Raw genomic sequence first — 18036 nt, forward strand, 5'->3', positions numbered from 1 at the left:
CAGAGGTCATCCCCGTGCGGCATCGACGAACTTCGCGATCGATTCGGGCTGCCCCACCGGATGAGTGTGGAGATACGACGCGTGGACGCCGCCGCGAACAAATCCTTCGCGGACACTGCCGCCGTCCCAGGGCCGCCACCCCCACGCACTTCCGCAACCGTCCGCGTCTGCCGAGACGAGAGACGTTCGGTGGAACTCGTGACCGGTGACGCGGGAGCCTGCTTCGAAGAGGCTGGAGTCGCTGATCGCGACTGCTTCGCGGTACCCGAGGGTCAGGCGTTTCCCGAACGTCGCATCCACTCCGACAACACCGGCCATGCTGTGACCGTCCAAGCTGCGAGCGAGGTAGAGCAGACCGGCACACTCGGCGTGGATCGGTGCGCCGCCGTCCGCCAGGTCACGAACCTGCTGCAGCAGAACGGTATTGGCCGCGAGGTCCACCGCATGCTCTTCCGGGAACCCGCCAGGAAGGACAAGAGCGGCAGTTCCCGCAGGAAGCTCGTCCCGCAACGGGTCGAACACCTGCACGTCCGCGCCGGCGGCGGTCAACAGCTCCCGGTGCTCGGCATAGCCGAAGGTGAAGGCAGGGCCGCCCGCAATGGCAACCACAGGCCGAGACTCTGCGTGTGCGCCGACCTCGGCAACCGGATCCCATGCAGCTGCACTCACGTTCGAGGCGGCGAGTGCGCGAACAGCACCCAGATCGACGTGCGAGGCAATCAAGTCGGACATCGCGTCCACTGCGGCCACAGCGGCGGCGCCGTGCTCGGCCGCCGGAATCAGGCCGAGGTGCCGGGAGGGAACTTCGAGTTCCGTCAACCGTGGCACAACTCCGAGCACTGCGACGCCGACCTTGTCGCAGGCATGACGCAACACCTGCTCGTGACGAGCGCTCCCGACGCGATTGAGAATGACGCCGCCGATGCGCACACCTGCGTCGTAGGTCGCGAAGCCGTGGAGTACGGCGGCCAGACTCTGACTGTGCCCACGGGCGTCGATCACGAGGACTACCGGCGAACCGAGGATCGACGCGACCTGCGCCGTCGATCCCTCCGCCGACGGCTGCGAGTTTGCCTCGTCGATCTTCCCGTCGAACAGACCCATGACGCCTTCGACCACGGCGATGTCGCAACCAGCGGTTCCATGCCGGTAGAGCGGTCCGATGCGATCCGGGCCCACCAGAACAGTGTCGAGGTTGCGTCCGGGCCGCCCTGCCGCGAGTCCGTGATAACCCGGGTCGATGTAGTCCGGCCCCACCTTGAAGGGTGCAACGCTGCTACCGGACCGTCGCAGCGCGCCGATCAATCCCGTTGCCACCGTGGTCTTTCCGCTACCCGAGGCAGGAGCAGCGATCACCACGGCCGGAGTGGAAGGACTTACCATTCGATGCCCCGTTGGCCCTTTCGGCCGGCATCCATCGGGTGCTTGATCTTGGTCATCTCGGTCACGAGGTCGGCGGCGTCGATCAACGCCTGCGGGGCGTCGCGTCCCGTGATGACAACGTGCTGGTTGCCCGGACGATCGCGCAGTGTCTGCACGACCTCGTCGACGTCGACCCAGCCCCACTTGAGCGGATAGGTGAACTCGTCGAGGACATAGAATCGATGTTCCTCGCTCGCAAGCCTTCTCGCGATCTCCTGCCAACCCTCCGCAGCGGCAGCAGCATGATCTTCCTCGCTACCGGCCTTGCGTGTCCATGACCAACCTTCGCCCATCTTGTGCCACTGCACCGGCCCACCGACGCCGGTTTCGTCGTGCAGGTTTCCGAGCGCGCGGAACGCGGCTTCCTCTCCGACCTTCCACTTGGCACTCTTCACGAACTGGAACACGCCGATGTCGAACCCCTGATTCCAGGCACGCAGCGCCATGCCGAAAGCGGCGGTGGACTTACCCTTTCCCGGGCCGGTGTGCACGGCAAGTACCGGCGCGTTACGACGCTGACGCGTGGTCAGACCGTCGTCGGGAACTGTCTCGGGAACACCCTTGGGCATCGTGAACTCCTGAGCTGGGATCTAGGCTGCGGCGCGGACGACACCCGCGACCTGCTGCGCTGACAATTCGGCGAGGCGGACGTATCCGCCACGTAGTTCTCGCGCCAACTCGGCCGCCAGCCCCAGACGCACGAGGCCGGTCTCGCAGTCGACGACGATGGACGCGACGGACGCGTCGGCGAGAAGATGCGCGGCGACGCGGGCGCGGTGCAGCGCGTCCTTGCCGCCGGTTGCCCGGCCGTCGGTGAGTGTGACGACGAGGGCGCGACGCTGCGGGTCACGAAGTCGTTCACGCAGAACCACTTCGCGAGCACGCAGGAATCCCTCTGCGAGTGGGGATTTGCCGCCGGTACGCATCGACTGCAAGCGACGGACAGCGATGTCCACCGAAGATGTCGGCGGCAGTACGAGCTCCGCTTCACGACCACGGACGGTGATGACGGCGACGTTGTCGCGGCGCTGATAGGCGTCGCGGAGCAACGAGACAACCGCACCGGTGACCGCGGAGAGGCGGTCGCGTGCTGCCATCGACCCCGACGCGTCGACAACGAAGACGATCAGATTGCCTTCTCGCCCTTCACGTATCGCGCCGCGGAGATCAGCGGGTGCCAGCCGCAACCGTCCAGCGGTGCGACCACGGGCAACTTGAGACTCGGCTGCGGCAAAGACCGTGCTCGTCAGATGCAATCCGTGCCCACGCTCCCGCGTGGACCGCACAACTCGTCCACGGGACGACATGGACCGCGAGCGTCGTCCCGGTGCACCTTCACCGACTCCCGGAACTTCGAGGAGCTTGGCCTTGAATTCGCCGGCCGGTGGAGCCGAGGGGCGATCGGTGGCGCGTACTCCCCCACCAGGTCCGTCAGGGTCGTCCGGGCCGTCGTCGTCAGGCCCGTCGTCGTCCGGCCCTTCGTGTCCGGGACCGCCGTCATCGGAGCCGCCATCTTCCGGGCCACGGTCTTCGTGATTCTCGGGAGGTTCGGGCTCTCCGTCGCGCGCGTCGTCCTCTACCTGCGACTGAGCATCCTGGTCGGCCTGCTCGAGCGCATCGTCCAACTGCTGCTGATCCAAGCCGGGCTCGTCGAACGGATCGCGGCGGCGGCGATGCGGCAGCGTCAGTTCCGCCGCTACTCGTACGTCCTCCGCAGTGACTTCACTGTCGCCACGCCAGGCAGCGTGGGCCGTCGCGGTGCGCGCCAGCACCAAGTCCGCGCGCATACCGTCGACGCCGAACGACGCACACAGCGAGGCGATACGACGCAGTTCGCGGTTACTCAGCTCGACCGAGTCCAATTTCTCACGCGCCGTGAGGATTTCGGACGCCAACTCCTCATCGGCGGATACGTACCGAGCGACAAATGCCTCGGGGTCACGCTCGTAGTCGAGTCGGCGACGCACCACTTCCATGCGAATGTCGACGTCGCGGGACGCGGCGACGTCGACAGCCAGACCGAAACGGTCCAGAAGTTGCGGACGCAGTTCTCCCTCTTCGGGATTCATCGTGCCGACGAGTACGAACTTGGCCGGATGCGAATGGGAGATGCCGTCACGCTCGATGTGAACCCGACCCATCGCCGCGGCGTCGAGAAGCACGTCGACCAGGTGGTCGTGAAGCAGATTCACCTCGTCGACGTACAGAACACCCTGGTGAGCGGCGGCGAGCAGTCCAGGTTGGAATGCGCGCTCACCGTCACGCAGAACCTTCTCCAAGTCGATCGAACCGATCACCCGGTCTTCGGTGGCGCCCACGGGCAGTTCGACCAAGCGGGCCGGTCGTGTCGTTCCGGCGTCGTCGACCGCGGGCAGCAGCGCAGTCAGCGCGCGCACGACCGTCGACTTGGCAGTTCCCTTCTCACCGCGGACCAGGACCCCACCGATCCCTGGATGCACCGCACACAGGATCAGCGCCAATCGCAATTGATCCTGGCCGACCACAGCACTGAACGGGAAGCCCGCCACTGGTCGATCTTCTTCACTTCGCACGTCGATATCCCTCCACCTCTCGGTTTCCTCGCCGAGAATTTGGCTGCACTCGAATGTCGCGGCAACCTGGCTGAGATCTCCCGGTCTACCGGTAGAGGAGAGATCTTTCACAGTGGCGGGACCGCGCCTGGATCGAACAGGACTTCCCCGCGAACATTCGGTATCGAAAAAACCCTAGTCGGCTCGCTTTCCCACGAGCCGACCAGGGTCAATTCTCCGACAAACTAGCTGACGGCCACGAAAGGCTCTCCCCCACCACGACGCATCGGGGTGTGCGGGATGCCGTCTTCGATGAACTCTTCGCCGTCAGCCTTGAATCCGTGCTTGGCGTACATCTCGACCAAGTAGGTCTGGGCGTTGATCCGACACGGCGCTTCGCCGACCTCGGCCAGTGCGGCCTGCAGGAGGCGTGTCGTGTGGCCCTGGCCGCGAGCCTGACGCGACGTGCAGAGGCGTCCGATTCGGAAGCTCTTGTTTCCGTCGTCGTGCTCTTCGAGCAGCCGGAGCGTGCACACCACCTGGCCGTCCTGCTCGAGCCAGAAGTGGCGTGTTTCCGTCAGCAGGTCCCGCCCGTCCAACTCGGGATACGGGCAAGCCTGCTCGACGACAAAGACCTCCACTCGAAGCTTCAACAACTCGTAGAACGTCTTGTTGTCGAGATCGAGTGCCCATGAACGCTTCAAAGCTGCTGTTGCCGTCATGGGTTGGACTATCACACAGTCGCGGCGGTATCCGCGACCGGAGCCGATTCGGAAGCACCGGCGGAATCGAGCTCGAGAACCTTCGAGGACCAATCCCAGACCTGGTTGAACAGGCCTTCGTTGTCGGTGAGCTTGACGCCGATGGACGGAACCATCTCGCGGAGCTTGCCCTTCCAACCCTGGAACTCGGTCGGGAAGCAGCGCTCGAGTACGTCCAGCATCGCCGGGACGGCCGTGGACGCACCGGGCGAAGCACCGAGCAGACCGGCGATGGAACCGTCCTCAGCGGCGACCACAGCGGTACCGAATTCGAGGACACCACCCTTGCCCTTGGCACGGCGGATCACCTGGACGCGCTGGCCCGCGGTGATGAGTTCCCAGTCCTGGGCCTGCGCCTTGGGCGCGAACTCACGCAGATCCCAGATGCGACCGGCTTCGTTCTTGGCAAGCTCGCTGACCAGGTACTTGACCAGGCCGAGCTCGCTGACACCGACACCGAGCATCGAGAGGATGTTGTTCGGCTTGACCGAGCCGGGCAGGTCGGTGACGCGACCCTGCTTGAGGAACTTCGGCGACCAACCAGCGTAGGGACCGAACAGCAGACCCGGCTTGTTGCCGATGACACGGGTGTCCAGGTGAGGCACCGACATGGGCGGGGCGCCGACGGCAGCCTTGCCGTAGACCTTGGCGCTGTGCTGGTCGATGAGTTCGGGGTTGGTGCATCGCAGGAAGGCACCGCTGACCGGGAAGCCACCGAAGCCCTTGGCTTCCTTGATGCCCGACTTCTGCAGCAGGTGCAGGGCGCCGCCACCCGCGCCGACGAACACGAAGCGCGAGCGAACGGTGCGCTTTTCACCGGTACGACGGTTGGTGACCTTGACGGTCCAGGACTTGTCCGAGTTCTGGGTCAGGTTGGTGACCTCGTGGCCGAAGTACATCTTGCCGCCGGTCTTGCCGATGTAGCCGATGAGCTGCTTGGTGAGCGCTCCGAAATCGACGTCGGTGCCGTCTTGGCTCCAGTTCAGGGCGATGGGATCGGAGAAGTCGCGTCCCTTGGCCATGAGCGGCAAACGCTTGCTGAACTCGGCCGGATCGTCGATGTACTCCATACCGCGGAAGAGCGTGTGGCCGGCAAGTGCGTCGTAACGAGCACGGAGGTACTTGGCGTTGGCCTCACCGTGAACGAAGCTCACGTGCGCGATGGGGTTGATGAATTCCTTGGGCTGCGTCAGGACGCCCTGCTCTACCGCGTGTGCCCAGAACTGGCGTGACACCTGGAACTGTTCGTTGACGTTGACGGCCTTCTTGATGTCGACCGTGCCGTCCGAGTTCTCAGGTGTGTAATTGAGCTCACACAGGGCTGAGTGACCGGTTCCCGCGTTGTTCCAGGGGTCGCTGCTCTCGGCTGCGACGGCATCGAGCCGCTCGAAGGTCGAGATCGACCAATCGGGCTGCAGCTGGCGCAGCAATGCACCCAGCGTGGCGCTCATGATGCCTGCGCCCACGAGCACTACATCCGTCTTCGTCTCTACCGCGTTCTGATTCGACACTGGAGAATCGACTTCCTTGTCATTAGCCGTGCGCGCATCCGCCTGCTGTGTTACGCCGAATAGGTTACCCGTGCGTACACGCGCGGTTCACCACCCCCAATTGTGCTCTACAACGCGCACTCGAAACGACGATTAGATTGTGATTTGTGACTACTTGGGTTCCAGACGTCCTCGGTGACGGATATCAGCAGCTGACGATCCCGCTCGGAACGGATCCGGACGGCGAAGGCGAGGTGGACGCAACACTGGTCCGCTACCAACCGCAGAAGGAGGCGGTGAAGACACGCCGTGCCGTTTTGTACGTGCACGGCTTCACCGATTACTTCTTCCAGAAGCACCTCGCCGAGCACTTTGCCGAGCAGGGTTACGCCTTCTTCGCACTCGACCTGCGTAAGTGCGGCCGCTCCCTCAAACCGGGGCACACAGCTCATTACGTCTCCGACCTTGCGCTCTACGACGCCGAACTGAACGAAGCGCTGCGCATCGTCCGCAGCGAGACCGAGGGCAGCGAGGTGCTGCTCATGGCGCACTCCACCGGCGGTCTGATCGTTCCGCTCTGGCTGAACCGTTTGCAGCGCAAGCCCGGTGGCAGCGACGGCGCCGGAATCTGCGGGCTGGTCCTCAACAGCCCCTGGTTCGACCTTCAGGGTCCCTCAGTGGTGCGCAACGTCGGTACTACGGCGATCGATGCGCTCGGACGGGTATCGGCGAAGACGGTGATCCCGGGAACTGGGCTACCGACTTACGGTTCCAGTCTTCATGTTTCGGCCAACGGCGTCTGGGATTACAACCTCGACTGGAAGCCACTGGCCGGCTGCCCCGTTACCTTCGGCTGGATGCGGGCCGTCCGAGCGGGTCACGCAAAACTTCACCGCGGCCTCGACATCGGAGTGCCCGCGCTGATTCTGCGCTCGAAGAAGTCGCAGTTCGCGAAGGCGTACAACCCGAGCGTCGACCTCGCCGATTCCGTGCTCGACGTCAAGCAGATCGCACGTTGGGCCGGTTGCCTCGGCGATCGCACCACCATCGTCCCGATCGACGGCGCCCGTCACGACGTGTTCCTTTCGACCGAGAAGCCCTTGGCCACAGCCTTTTCCGAACTCGACCTGTGGTTGGAGTGGCTCGACGGCCACCTCACCCCGGCCGCAGAAAATTCGGCAAGCACAGCAAGCAACACACAGGAGATCGCGCAGTGACGCACTACGACCTTGCAATCATCGGCAGCGGATCCGGAAACTCGCTGCCCGACGAGCGGTTCGACGGCAAGAAGATCGCAATCCTCGAAGAGGGCACCTTCGGCGGAACGTGCCTCAATGTCGGGTGCATCCCGACCAAGATGTTCGTCTACGCCGCCGAGGTGGCACGCACCGTCACCACTGCCGAGAAGTACGGCGTCGACGCCACGCTCGACGGCGTTCGTTGGTCCGACATCGTCAAGCGCGTCTTCGGCCGCATCGACCCCATTTCTGCAGGTGGTGAGCGGTACCGCAGCGAAGACAGTCCCAACACCACCGTCTACCGCGGCCACGCCACGTTCACCGGCGACAAGACGATCGACACCGGAACCGGCGAGACGATCACCGCTGACCAGGTGGTCATCGCAGCCGGTTCGCGTCCGATCATCCCGGACGAGATCGCGTCGAGTGGTGTGAAGTACTACACCAACGAAGACATCATGCGACTGCCCGAACTTCCCGAGCACCTCGTGATCGTCGGCTCCGGATTCATCGCCACCGAGTTCGCACACGTGTTCTCCGCGTTGGGTTCTCGCGTGTCGATCATCGGTCGCAGCCAGCGACTGCTGCGGCACCTCGACGACGAGATCTCCGAGCGCTTCACCGAGTTGGCCGAACAGAAGTGGGACGTCCATCTGGGCGCCCCCCTCACGTCGGTACGCGGCGACGGCGACAACATCGCCGTCGAACTGGCAAACGGCACAGTCGTTTCCGGTGACGTTCTCCTCGTCGCGGTCGGTCGTCAGCCGAACGGTGACCTACTCGGTCTCGACAAGGCCGGCGTCGAACTCGACGACAAGGGCTCGATCGTGGTCGACGAATACCAACGCACCACCGCAGAGGGCGTCTTCGCACTCGGTGACGTCTCCTCGCCGTACCAGCTCAAGCACGTCGCCAACCATGAAGCGCGCGTTGTTCAACACAACCTGCTCCAGGACGCGTGGAAGGACACGTCCGGGCTTCGCAGCACCGATCACCGCTTCGTACCGGCAGCCGTGTTCACCGATCCGCAGATCGCCGACGTCGGAATGACGGAGAAGCAGGCTCGCGACGCCGGACTCGACATCACCGTCAAGGTGCAGGCATACGGAGACGTCGCGTACGGCTGGGCGATGGAGGATCAGGAGGGCATCTGCAAGGTGATCGCCGAGCGCGGCACCGGACGCATTCTCGGAGCCCACGTCATGGGTACGCAGGCTCCGACGGTGATCCAGCCCCTCATTCAGGCGATGAGCTTCGGTTTGTCAGCGCAGGACATGGCGCGTGGCCAGTACTGGATCCACCCGGCCCTGGCCGAAGTGGTCGAGAACGCGCTGCTCGGCCTCGACATCTGAGCCCCGCAGCCCCAATGACGCCGAAAAGGCGGGCACTCCTCGCAAAGGGAATGCCCGCCTGTTCGTAGGTCAGAGTTTCACCAGGGGCTGGTACGCAGCACGATCTCGGTTGCGAGTTCGGCCGGTGCCGACTTGACGACATCGTCGACACCCGGAAGTTCCGTCACGCGAAAGTCGGAGTACACGAAACGACCGCTGGCGTCGGCGATGGCCCGACCTCCACTGCCCACGACTACGGTGGTCGGAACCTCGACCGGCGGTACGCCGGCAATATCGCTGGCCGACGGATGTCCACGGTCCACGGCGATCAAACTCGCGAAGCGGCCGAACTGACGTGCAGCCAACAGCCATGCGAGATCGGCGCCCTCCCGGTGACCGACGAGATTCACCCAGGCGATGTTCAACTCGTCCAGAAGTACCACTGCCGAGGTCTCGTCGAGATTCTCGATCGATTCCACCGCGACGGTCCGCAGATCCGAATGATGCAGTCGCTCACACACATCGTCGTACAAGTCGACGGGGTCGCCCTTGCCGGGAAGCAGGAGTACCGCATGCTTGCTGACCGGCCCGTCGATCCGAACGGTGCACGAACCACTGCCCACCGCTACTCGAGTCAATTCCATGTCTGGAAACGGTACGCGATCCACACAGTGGAGGACCCTGGAGTCGACAGAAGTATGACCACTCATACATTCACGCGCCGCTACGAGCCCGAATTGTTCGCTCTGTACCGCCTCCACTCGGAGCGAAAGTGGCTTTCGGCGCATCTGAGGCGACGGGCGTACCGTTCGCTCGAAAGTGGGGGTGGGCCGAACTCCAGTGGGGCGCGGGTCTAGGTACCGGACGGTTTGGGGAGCCTCGTCATTCCGTAGACGTGATCAGCGCGCACCGTGAGGATCTGTCGACGCTCCGCAACCATCGCTTCGCGGTACTCCTCCCAATCGGGATGCTCCTGGCCGCTGATGTCCCGGTACAGCTCGACCAGGGCGTCCGACACTTCATCGTGAGGATCGGCCGCGACGGGTGTCACCACGGCAAGTCCTTCGATCACGGCGTAGCTCCAGAAGTCGGGCGCGCTGACGTGAAGGGAAACCCGCGGATCGCGGATCGCATTTTTACTCTTGGCGCGATCGGCCGTGACGGACACGGAAGCCGTCTTCGACTCGTCATCCCAGCGGTAAATGATGTTGGACAACTGTGGGCGGCCGTCACGCTTGACGGTTGCCAGCACACCTTGTTTTCCCTCGGCCACGAGTGCGAACAACGCGTCGTCGGTGTCTGTGTCATTGCTCATGTCTGCACCAACGACGCCGTGCGGCCGGTTTGTTCCGGAGGCAGTCCAGTTCGAAGATCGCGGACCGCAATCGCGCGATGTCTCTTCCCCCGATGGACGACAGCGGACAAAGATGGTCGACATGGCAACTTCTCGCGACATCCTCCGGCTGACTGCGTTCAGTTCAGATCCGGCCGGCGGTAATCCGGCCGGCGTAGTGCTCGACGCGCGTGGACTCGACGACTCCGAATTACAATCTGTTGCAGCCGAAGTCGGGTATGCCGAGACGGCGTTCCTCATCGAACCGGTACTCGGAGGCAACCCGCGCCACAGCCGGATCCGGTACTTCTCCCCTATCGCCGAAGTACCGTTCTGCGGTCATGCCACTATTGCGACGGCCATCGCTCTCACCGAGCGAGACGGTGACGGAACCTTCACATTCGAAACACCGATCGGACCGGTATCCATCGACACGGCGACCGACGAGGACGGAACGTCCACCGCGACCTTCACCAGCGTCGAACCATCGGTCTCGCCGATCGATCATGCTGTACTGACAGCACTGCTCGGGCTCATCGGCGTCGATTCGTCTGCGCTCGACGCGCGGTATCCCGCAATGCTCTCGTACGCCGGCAACACGCACCCGATTGTCGTACTTCGTGATCAGGCGGCCTTCGACGAGTTCACCTTCGATCCATCCGCAATGCGAACTCTGATGGACGCGCAGGGGTGGGCGGGCACGGTGACGATCCTGCATCCCCTCGACGACAACACCTTCGAAGCTCGAAATCTGTTTCCGGTGGGAAACATCGTCGAGGATCCCGCGACCGGGTCCGCAGCGGCGTCGACCGGCGGTTACCTGCGCAAACTCGAACCCGCGGCCACTCCGCGGCGGATCACCATCCACCAGGGCCGACACGTCGGGCGACCCAGCGTTCTCGCGGTCGAGATCCCGATCGACGGCGGTATCGCGGTCACCGGCACCGCCGTGCCGACAGACGACCCCCGGTAACCACCAGCGATGAGTTTCTCCCGGCCGGCGGGTCTATTCACCAGAGCGACGTCACAAGAGCATCGCATCGAGCCGGGAGAACATCATGTCTGCAATCGCTTCAACCGCACACAACCTCCACCTCACCAAGCCGCGTGCCGTACTCGGGGCCACGGTCATGGCCCTCGTCGCCAACCTGATCCTGTGGCTGATCGGCCTGGCATCGGGCGGATCGTTCGAGATGACAGATCAGGGAAAGGTGGCGAGCGTAGCTCCCGGCGGGGTCATCACACTTACGGTAGTGCCGTTGCTGGTCGGTTTGTCGCTCGCAATGTTGATCTCAATGAAGTGGGAGCCGATCATCCGCATCGCTCAGGTCGTGGGTGCAGTGTTTGCGCTCGGCACCATCGCCCTGACGATTGCCGCGGACTTCGACGCCGCCAGCACGGTCACGCTCGCGCTGATGCACGTGGTTGTCGCCGCGAGCGTGGTCGTCGCGCTCGAGGCCGTACGTCGGTCTCCGTCGAACTAGACCGCGGTAGGCGGCGCGGAATACGTCTCGACGATCTCGGCTGCCACGTCACGCAACTTGGTGTTCGTGGTCTGAGACTGCCTGCGCAGCATGTGAAATGCGGTGTCGGCGTCGATCCGATGGATGGCCATCAGCATGCCTTTGGCCTGTTCTATCGGCGCCCGAGTCTCGAGCGCGCGTTGCAAGGCGTCAGCTACCGCCTTGGCAGATTTGAAGCGGGAGAAGTCTCCGATCGCGCGTGAGACTGTTGTCGTGAGAATCTCCATGACTTCCGCGTCGACGCTGTCGAAGGCCGCTGGGGCACGTCCGTACAGGTTGAACGAACCGAGTCGCTGATCCGGCGTGAAGAGCGGCGCCGCGAGAAAGGACTTGATCCCTTTCGTCCTTCGCGGCAGCCGCGAACCGCGGCCAGCGTTCTGCGCTGGTCTCGGCATCAACGACTACGGTTTCACCGGTTCGAGCCGCATGCAGACATGGTCCGTCGCCGGCGTCGTATTGCTCGATGTCGACGCGTAGGGTCCGCGAATCGGTGTGAACGGCGGTGTAGGTCTGCCCGGCAAGATCGATGGTGACGCCGATGCTGTCGGCGCCGTCGATGGCGTCGTTCGCGATTTCGACGGCGCGTTGGAGTAGAACCACGAGTTCGTCCTCGTCGCCGATACTTCCCCCGAGCGCTGCCAGCAACTCTCTGACCGCACGTGCCGTCAGCCGAGTTTCCGCAGCCTCGACGGCGACGTCAGCACCCGTTGCCGTCGCATCGTCCGGCAGTACCGACGGCACCGAATCCTCGGTTCTCGGGTCGAAGCCTCTGGGGTCGAAAGCGGTATCCACGACGAAGCATTCTTCCAGTTTCACGGGCACCAAGGAGAGTGAGTTCGGTGACAGAACCCGGCAAACCGCCGAGTCGTCATCGCCATCGATCGAGTGCGACACCGAGATTCCGCCTCGCCCGAGTGTGCTGGCCACGAACCGCGTCCGGACTCAGCTCCAGGACAACAGCGATCTGCGGATACGTCATGCCCTCCACTTCTCGCAAGACCCAGGCAGCACGCTGACGCAGTGGCAGGCGATCGAGTTCGGATTCCAGGGCATCGAGAAATGCTGTGCCGCAAACTTCTTCGCTCGGATCACGCAAACGGGGATCAGCTTCTTCCCGGAGTTCGTCCATATCGGCGGCGCAGGAGCCGACTTTTCGATAGAAATCCGAGATCTTGCGAGAACAGATCGCGAACAACCAGGTCTTGGTGCTCGAGCGCCGCTGAAACCCCGGAAGTTGGCGCCACGCAGCGACGCAGGTTTCCTGGACGATGTCGTCGACGTCACTCTCGCTCGCGAGCAGTCGACGGGCAAATCGATACAAGTGCGGGCCGTATCGGCGGACGATGACGTCGAAGGCCGCGTGATCGCCGAGCATTGCCGAGTCGACCAGCACCTCGTCACTGAAGTCGGTCAGCAAGCCGTCGAATTGATCTGTCACCGCGCACACTCCTACTAGGGAGCCGTCGCGGGAGTGAGGCCTGGCTATTCTACCGCGTCCACGTCGACACCCGCGGGAGCGCTCTCAGGCTTCGAGTGCGGAAGCAATGACGGGGAGCCCGATAGGCGCCCCACCGTTGATCAGTTTCTCGAGTAGATCCTGATCGAGGTGCTGCTCGACGAGATCAGCGAGAAGGTCGAGTTGTTGTTCTCGCACCGCGGCAACCGCGGTGTCGGGTGCAGCAACAAAACCGGGAACCGCGAGCTCACGCAGCAGGCTGCGCCGAAAGTCGTCACTTTCCAGGAGACCGTGCCAGTGTGTCCCTCGAACAGGCCCTCGCACACTGCCTTCCGGCATACCGCTCGAGTCCGCCAGCAATGGGCGGTCCCCGTTGCGCACGACGCGTCCGTGATGAATCTCGTACCCGGACACCGAGATACCATCTGCCGTACCGGTCATCTGCGCCAGCACCTTGTCCGGAGCGAACTCGACATCGAGGTCCAGCAGACCCAGTCCCGCGGTGGTCCCTGATCCTGATTCGACTTCGTCGACGATGGAATTACCCAGCATCTGGTAACCGCCGCAGATTCCCAGGACTGCTTGCCCGCGACCTGCTCGCGCGACGATCTCGTCGGCCAGGCCGGTACTTCGCAACCACTCGAGGTCACTCACGGTGGACTTACTACCGGGGATCACCACGAGGTCCGCGTCGCGAATCCGCGACGGATCGGTCACCCACGAAACTGCCACGCCCGGTTCACATGCCAGTGCCTCGACGTCCGTGGAGTTGGAGATGCGCGGGAGCCGAACCGCAGCAACGGTGAGCCAGGCCGAACCGACGGGTGGGCCCGGGCGCCCTACCGGGGCATTGCCGGTGACGCCAAGCGAATCCTCGGCGTCGAGCCAAAGATCGTCGGCAAACGGGATCACTCCGAGAGTGGGTCGACCGGTGAGGCTGCGCAGTTGTTCCAGTCCGGGTTCCAACAGTGCAACGTCACCGCGGAATTTGTTGATCACAAATCCCGCGATCAATGCCTGGTCGCTGGGCGGGAGCACAGCAACGGTCCCGAACAGATGGGCCAGGACGCCGCCGCGATCGATGTCACCGACGACGACGACCGGAATCCGCGCAGCCTCAGCCAATCCCATGTTGGCAAGATCCGTTGCGCGCAAGTTGATTTCGGCCGGTGAACCGGCGCCTTCACAGATCACGACGTCGAACTCGGATCGAAGCGATTCGAGATCTTCGGCCACGACGGCGCGAAGCCACTGCCGATGCTGCATGTAGTCGCGAGCACCCACTGTGGTCATCGCCTTGCCCCGAACGACCAGTTGCGAAGTGCGGTCACTTCCAGGCTTGAGCAGCACCGGATTGAATCGAACACTCGGCTCCAGACCGCATGCCCGCGCCTGAAGTGCCTGCGCACGGCCGATCTCTCCGCCGTCCAGCGTGACCACGGAGTTGTTCGACATGTTCTGCGCCTTGAACGGCGCCACTCGGACGCCTCGACGCGCCAACATGCGACACAATCCGGCCACCAGAACGCTCTTGCCTGCGTCGGACGTTGTGCCGGCTACCAGCAGAGCGCCGCGCATCTCCGAACTCAAGGCAGGGTGAGAATCTCTGCACCGGTCTCGGTGACCACCAAGGTGTGCTCGAACTGCGCCGTCCACTTACGGTCCTTGGTGACGACGGTCCAGCCGTCCTCCCAGATCTCGTAGTCGATACCACCGAGGTTGATCATCGGTTCGATCGTGAAGACCATGCCCGGTTCGATGATCGTCTCGACCGCGGGCTCGTCATAGTGCAGGATCACGAGGCCGTTGTGGAAGGTCTCGCCGATTCCGTGTCCGGTGAAGTCCCGGACGACGCCGTACCCGAACCGATGGGCGTAGGACTCGATGACACGTCCGATCACGTTGAGCGCGCGGCCGGGCTTGACGGCTTTGATGGCCCGCATCGTTGCCTCGTGTGTGCGCTCGACGAGCAAGCGGTTCTCTTCGGACACGTCACCGGCGAGGAATGTCGCATTGGTGTCGCCGTGTACCCCGTTGATGTACGCGGTGACGTCGATATTGACGATGTCGCCGTCCTGGATCACAGTCGAGTCGGGGATTCCGTGGCAGATCACCTCGTTGAGAGACGTGCAGCACGACTTGGGAAAGCTCTTGTAGCCCAACGTCGACGGGTATGCACCGTGGTCGAGCATGAACTCGTGTGCGATGCGGTCGAGTTCGTCGGTCGTGACACCGGGAGCGACAGCCTTGCCGGCTTCCTGCAGCGCGCCTGCAGCGATCTTGCTGGCGATGCGCATCGCCTCGATCGTTTCCGGCGTCTGAACCCAGGGCTCGTTGCCCTCTTTGGCGGTCGGCTTCCACGCGTACTCGGGCCGCTCGATCTTCGAGGGCACAGCGAGGACGGGAGAGACGGTTCCAGGGACCAATGGGGTACGCACAGACATGCAGAACAGCCTAGACCTCGCGTCGCGCGTCAGCCGGATGCACTCCAGTTCCGGAAAACCGGGTCGACGAGAATTCTGACGGGAGTCGACATCGTCTGTCCGAATTCCTCGAAGAGCACGTCGCGAGATTCGAAGGTGCCCAGATCGCGGTCGACGAATTCGGAGAAGTCCAAGCAATCACACGAAACAGACTTGCCCCAACTGATCGGAGCGCGTCCGATCGCGTCGAACAGTGTCTCCTCGCCGGTATTCGTGAACGGTTCGAGCGCTGAGACCACCGCAGGTGAAACGATCTCGGAGATGTCCTGCCAGCGTCCGTCGACCAGAAATTCCGGCCACGCCAGCAGCACTGACTTCGGAATCACCGCATGTAGACGCCGAAATCTCGGGTACCAGAATTCCCCGCGTAGTACGAGACCGCGTACTCGGGTGGCGATACCTCGGCGGCGAGCCAACGCTTCGACGATAGCCAGTCTCTGACTGCAGGATCCGCGCTCTCGACTCAATGTCACCGAGACGGGTTGCCGGTCGTCGAGGCCGTACACCGGCCGAATATTTGCAACGACGCTGCGATGCGCCGACACCAGGAACTCCTGCGCCGACTGGATCGCACCTTCTGCAATGTCCTCGTAGAGGCGGGCCACGTCGTCGTGGCCCCAGTCGAGGATCGGAGTTGCGGCCACATCGCCACCCGACGCGTCATGGCGGATGTCACCTTGGCGGATTCCGCCGAGCAGCACGCACGTCATGTCTCAACCGTAGTGCGCGACCGGAATCGGTGGAGCCTGACAGAATCCGAACCGTGAAGAAATGGCTCCTGTTGATCACCGCGATCCTGACCGAGGTGTCTGCGACTCTGTCTCTGCGCGCGGCCCTCGATCACCCCGCCTGGTACGTCGTGGTCGTCGGCGGATATCTCGCAGCATTCACCGCGTTGTCGTTCGTCCTGCGGGAGGGCATGGGACTCGGTGTTGCATACGGAATCTGGGGCGCAACCGGAGTTGTCCTGACCGCGGTGTTCGCGACTTTCCTTTTCGGCGACCCCCTGACAGCCACGATGGGCGTCGGCATTGCCCTGGTCATCGGCGGAGTGCTGTGCGTCGAACTCGGCTCTCAGGCTGCCGCCGACAGCGGATCGGCAGACCCGGCATGACCTTCGTATTTCTGATCGCTGCAATTATTTCCGAGGTCACCGCGACGTTGTCACTACGGATGGCGTCGCAGGACGGCAGCGACAAACGATGGCTCGCGGTTGTCACCGTGGGGTATCTCGCCGCATTCGCCTTCCTGACCCTCGCGCTCGACGCGGGTCTCACCATCGGCGTCGCCTACGGAATCTGGACCGCATGCGGAGTGGCGTTGACGGCAATCGCATCCCGCATTCTCTTTCGCGAACCGCTGACCAGGCTCATGATGGTCGGGATCGGCCTCATCGCGGCAGGCGTGCTTCTCATCGAACTCGGTGCGAGTCACTGATCGCTGCACACATCAGTGTAAGGTTTACCTAACTTTGCTCTGGAGGTAGTCCACGGTGCTGATCCCTGCCCTTCGTGAAATCGCCGACGGTCCACAGCTGGACGACGATTCCCACTTACGGGAATCCGACCGCCACACTCCGATGGCGCGCGCCGTCCCGGCGCCGTTCCAACTCACGACGTACATCGTCGAGGCCGACCACATCACCCGGTGGCCAGAGCACGCTCACATCGAGCACGAACTGATCTGGTCCGACCGCGGTGTCGTCAACATGATCATCGACAATCAACTCTGGACCGTCACGCCCGGCGTCGGCCTGTGGATCCCCCGCGGGGTCCTCCACGAAGGTCAGGCAAATCCCCACGTCGCCTTCCGCGCCACGCTCTTCACCCCCGAGCTGTGGACTCCCTCCAACGAACCGTGCATCGTGACACTGAGTGAGGCAGCCAGGGCACTGCTGATACACCTCGCCCACACCGGAATGCCTGCAGAACAACGCCTTCGGGCACAGCAGGTCTGTGTCGATCTCCTCACCCCTGCATCGGCACCTCACTTCGACGTACCGATCCCCCGAGATCCGCGGCTACGGATGCTCGTCGACAAAGTGCTGTCGGATCCCGCCGACGATCGATCACTCGATCAGTGGGCGCACGTTCTCAATCTCAGCCGACGTACGGTCACCCGGATTTTTGCCGCGGAACTCGCCTTGAGCTTTGCGCAGTGGCGCACTCTGGTTCGTATGAGCACGGCCCTCGGCATGCTCGGGACCGGAATGAGTGTGAACGCCGTCAGCCGCCGAGTCGGCTACGGGACGTCGAGTTCCTTCATTGCCGCTTTTCGCAAGACGGTCGGCTACACCCCCGGCAATGCGCTCGCCGCTGTCAACTGACTCGAGACTGACCTGTTGTCGACATCGGCTGGCCCCTTCGCTACACGCACGCGCCCTACATTCACTTAGGTAAGCCTGCTCTCACGTGCGTACTGCGCTGAGTCGTGCAAGCACTTCCCTGATCAATCCCGAGGAGTTTCGC

Annotated in this window: 18 protein-coding genes and 1 pseudogene; 7 read left to right on the forward strand and 12 right to left on the reverse strand. The window is 63.4% G+C overall.

Features of this window, described 5'->3' with window-relative positions; genetic code table 11:
• Positions 1-6: 6 nt before the first annotated feature.
• The 5 genes from ABH939_RS07240 to mqo form a co-directional block, all read right to left on the reverse strand.
• Positions 7-1383 (reverse strand): cobyrinate a,c-diamide synthase, encoded by a 1377-nt coding sequence (locus tag ABH939_RS07240; RefSeq protein ID WP_404649510.1) that lies wholly within the window; start codon positions 1381-1383, stop codon positions 7-9.
• A complete protein-coding gene (gene cobO / locus ABH939_RS07245) occupies positions 1377-1991 on the reverse strand; it encodes a cob(I)yrinic acid a,c-diamide adenosyltransferase (protein ID WP_003942784.1) in 615 nt (204 codons plus the stop codon). The genes ABH939_RS07240 and cobO overlap by 7 nt, the downstream gene beginning before the upstream one ends.
• Positions 1992-2012: 21 nt before the next feature.
• Entirely contained in the window at positions 2013-3974 is a 1962-nt protein-coding gene (locus ABH939_RS07250; protein WP_404649511.1) for a magnesium chelatase subunit D family protein, read from the reverse strand.
• A 224-nt stretch (positions 3975-4198) separates the two neighbouring features.
• Positions 4199-4675 carry a GNAT family N-acetyltransferase gene (locus ABH939_RS07255; protein ID WP_003942808.1) on the reverse strand — a complete coding sequence of 159 codons (477 nt, stop codon included), beginning with the start codon at positions 4673-4675 and terminating at the stop codon, positions 4199-4201.
• Between the two features lie 11 nt (positions 4676-4686).
• Positions 4687-6225 carry a malate dehydrogenase (quinone) gene (mqo, locus tag ABH939_RS07260; protein ID WP_003942820.1) on the reverse strand — a complete coding sequence of 513 codons (1539 nt, stop codon included), beginning with the start codon at positions 6223-6225 and terminating at the stop codon, positions 4687-4689.
• Between the two features lie 146 nt (positions 6226-6371).
• Here mqo and ABH939_RS07265 point away from each other — a divergent pair, with 146 nt between their 5' ends.
• Together ABH939_RS07265 and mtr are read left to right on the forward strand one after the other, a co-directional pair.
• Positions 6372-7421, forward strand: a complete 1050-nt coding sequence (locus ABH939_RS07265; protein ID WP_404649512.1) for an alpha/beta hydrolase — start codon at positions 6372-6374, stop codon at positions 7419-7421.
• Positions 7418-8794 carry a mycothione reductase gene (gene mtr, locus ABH939_RS07270; RefSeq protein ID WP_064112710.1) on the forward strand — a complete coding sequence of 459 codons (1377 nt, stop codon included), beginning with the start codon at positions 7418-7420 and terminating at the stop codon, positions 8792-8794. Before ABH939_RS07265 ends, mtr begins: the two co-directional genes overlap by 4 nt.
• Positions 8795-8871: 77 nt before the next feature.
• Here mtr and ABH939_RS07275 read toward each other — a convergent pair whose 3' ends face one another.
• Positions 8872-9417 carry an alpha/beta fold hydrolase gene (locus ABH939_RS07275; RefSeq protein WP_003942671.1) on the reverse strand — a complete coding sequence of 182 codons (546 nt, stop codon included), beginning with the start codon at positions 9415-9417 and terminating at the stop codon, positions 8872-8874.
• Positions 9418-9626: 209 nt separating this feature from the next.
• Positions 9627-10088, reverse strand: a complete 462-nt coding sequence (locus tag ABH939_RS07280; RefSeq protein ID WP_042925813.1) for a PPOX class F420-dependent oxidoreductase — start codon at positions 10086-10088, stop codon at positions 9627-9629.
• 121 nt (positions 10089-10209) lie between these two features.
• On the opposite strand from ABH939_RS07280, the gene ABH939_RS07285 reads away from it, so the two are divergent.
• Both ABH939_RS07285 and ABH939_RS07290 read left to right on the forward strand, forming a co-directional pair.
• Complete coding sequence (locus tag ABH939_RS07285; protein ID WP_257233609.1) at positions 10210-11079, forward strand: PhzF family phenazine biosynthesis protein; 870 nt, start codon at positions 10210-10212, stop codon at positions 11077-11079.
• A gap of 85 nt (positions 11080-11164) precedes the next feature.
• A complete protein-coding gene (locus ABH939_RS07290; protein ID WP_073512280.1) occupies positions 11165-11590 on the forward strand; it encodes a DUF6069 family protein in 426 nt (141 codons plus the stop codon).
• On the opposite strand, the pseudogene ABH939_RS07295 reads toward ABH939_RS07290, so the two are convergent.
• The 5 genes and pseudogenes from ABH939_RS07295 to ABH939_RS07315 all read right to left on the reverse strand — a co-directional run bounded on the left by ABH939_RS07295 (position 11587) and on the right by ABH939_RS07315 (position 16278).
• Positions 11587-12421, reverse strand: a pseudogene (locus tag ABH939_RS07295) (ANTAR domain-containing protein). The gene ABH939_RS07290 and the pseudogene ABH939_RS07295 sit on opposite strands and share 4 nt — an antisense overlap.
• A 76-nt stretch (positions 12422-12497) precedes the next feature.
• Positions 12498-13067, reverse strand: coding sequence for an RNA polymerase sigma factor (locus tag ABH939_RS07300; protein ID WP_007734974.1), 570 nt, complete (start codon positions 13065-13067; stop codon positions 12498-12500).
• 84 nt (positions 13068-13151) lie between these two features.
• Positions 13152-14663 (reverse strand): cobyric acid synthase, encoded by a 1512-nt coding sequence (locus ABH939_RS07305; protein ID WP_404649514.1) that lies wholly within the window; start codon positions 14661-14663, stop codon positions 13152-13154.
• 8 nt (positions 14664-14671) lie between these two features.
• Positions 14672-15529 (reverse strand): type I methionyl aminopeptidase, encoded by an 858-nt coding sequence (map, locus tag ABH939_RS07310; RefSeq protein WP_007734970.1) that lies wholly within the window; start codon positions 15527-15529, stop codon positions 14672-14674.
• Between the two features lie 29 nt (positions 15530-15558).
• A complete protein-coding gene (locus ABH939_RS07315) occupies positions 15559-16278 on the reverse strand; it encodes a transglutaminase domain-containing protein (RefSeq protein ID WP_404649516.1) in 720 nt (239 codons plus the stop codon).
• A gap of 53 nt (positions 16279-16331) precedes the next feature.
• On the opposite strand from ABH939_RS07315, the gene ABH939_RS07320 reads away from it, so the two are divergent.
• From ABH939_RS07320 to ABH939_RS07330, 3 genes are read left to right on the forward strand one after another with little or no spacing between them, the layout of a single operon-like run.
• The gene (locus tag ABH939_RS07320) at positions 16332-16682 is read left to right on the forward strand and encodes a DMT family transporter (RefSeq protein WP_404649517.1); all 351 of its coding nucleotides are present in this window, start codon (positions 16332-16334) and stop codon (positions 16680-16682) included.
• Complete coding sequence (locus ABH939_RS07325) at positions 16679-17005, forward strand: multidrug efflux SMR transporter (protein WP_003942819.1); 327 nt, start codon at positions 16679-16681, stop codon at positions 17003-17005. Before ABH939_RS07320 ends, ABH939_RS07325 begins: the two co-directional genes overlap by 4 nt.
• Before the next feature lie 55 nt (positions 17006-17060).
• Positions 17061-17894 (forward strand): AraC family transcriptional regulator, encoded by an 834-nt coding sequence (locus ABH939_RS07330; protein WP_404649518.1) that lies wholly within the window; start codon positions 17061-17063, stop codon positions 17892-17894.
• Positions 17895-18036 lie beyond the last annotated feature (142 nt).

This window comes from Rhodococcus sp. 27YEA6 (genome assembly GCF_044908235.1).
GTDB lineage: Bacteria > Actinomycetota > Actinomycetes > Mycobacteriales > Mycobacteriaceae > Rhodococcus_F > Rhodococcus_F qingshengii.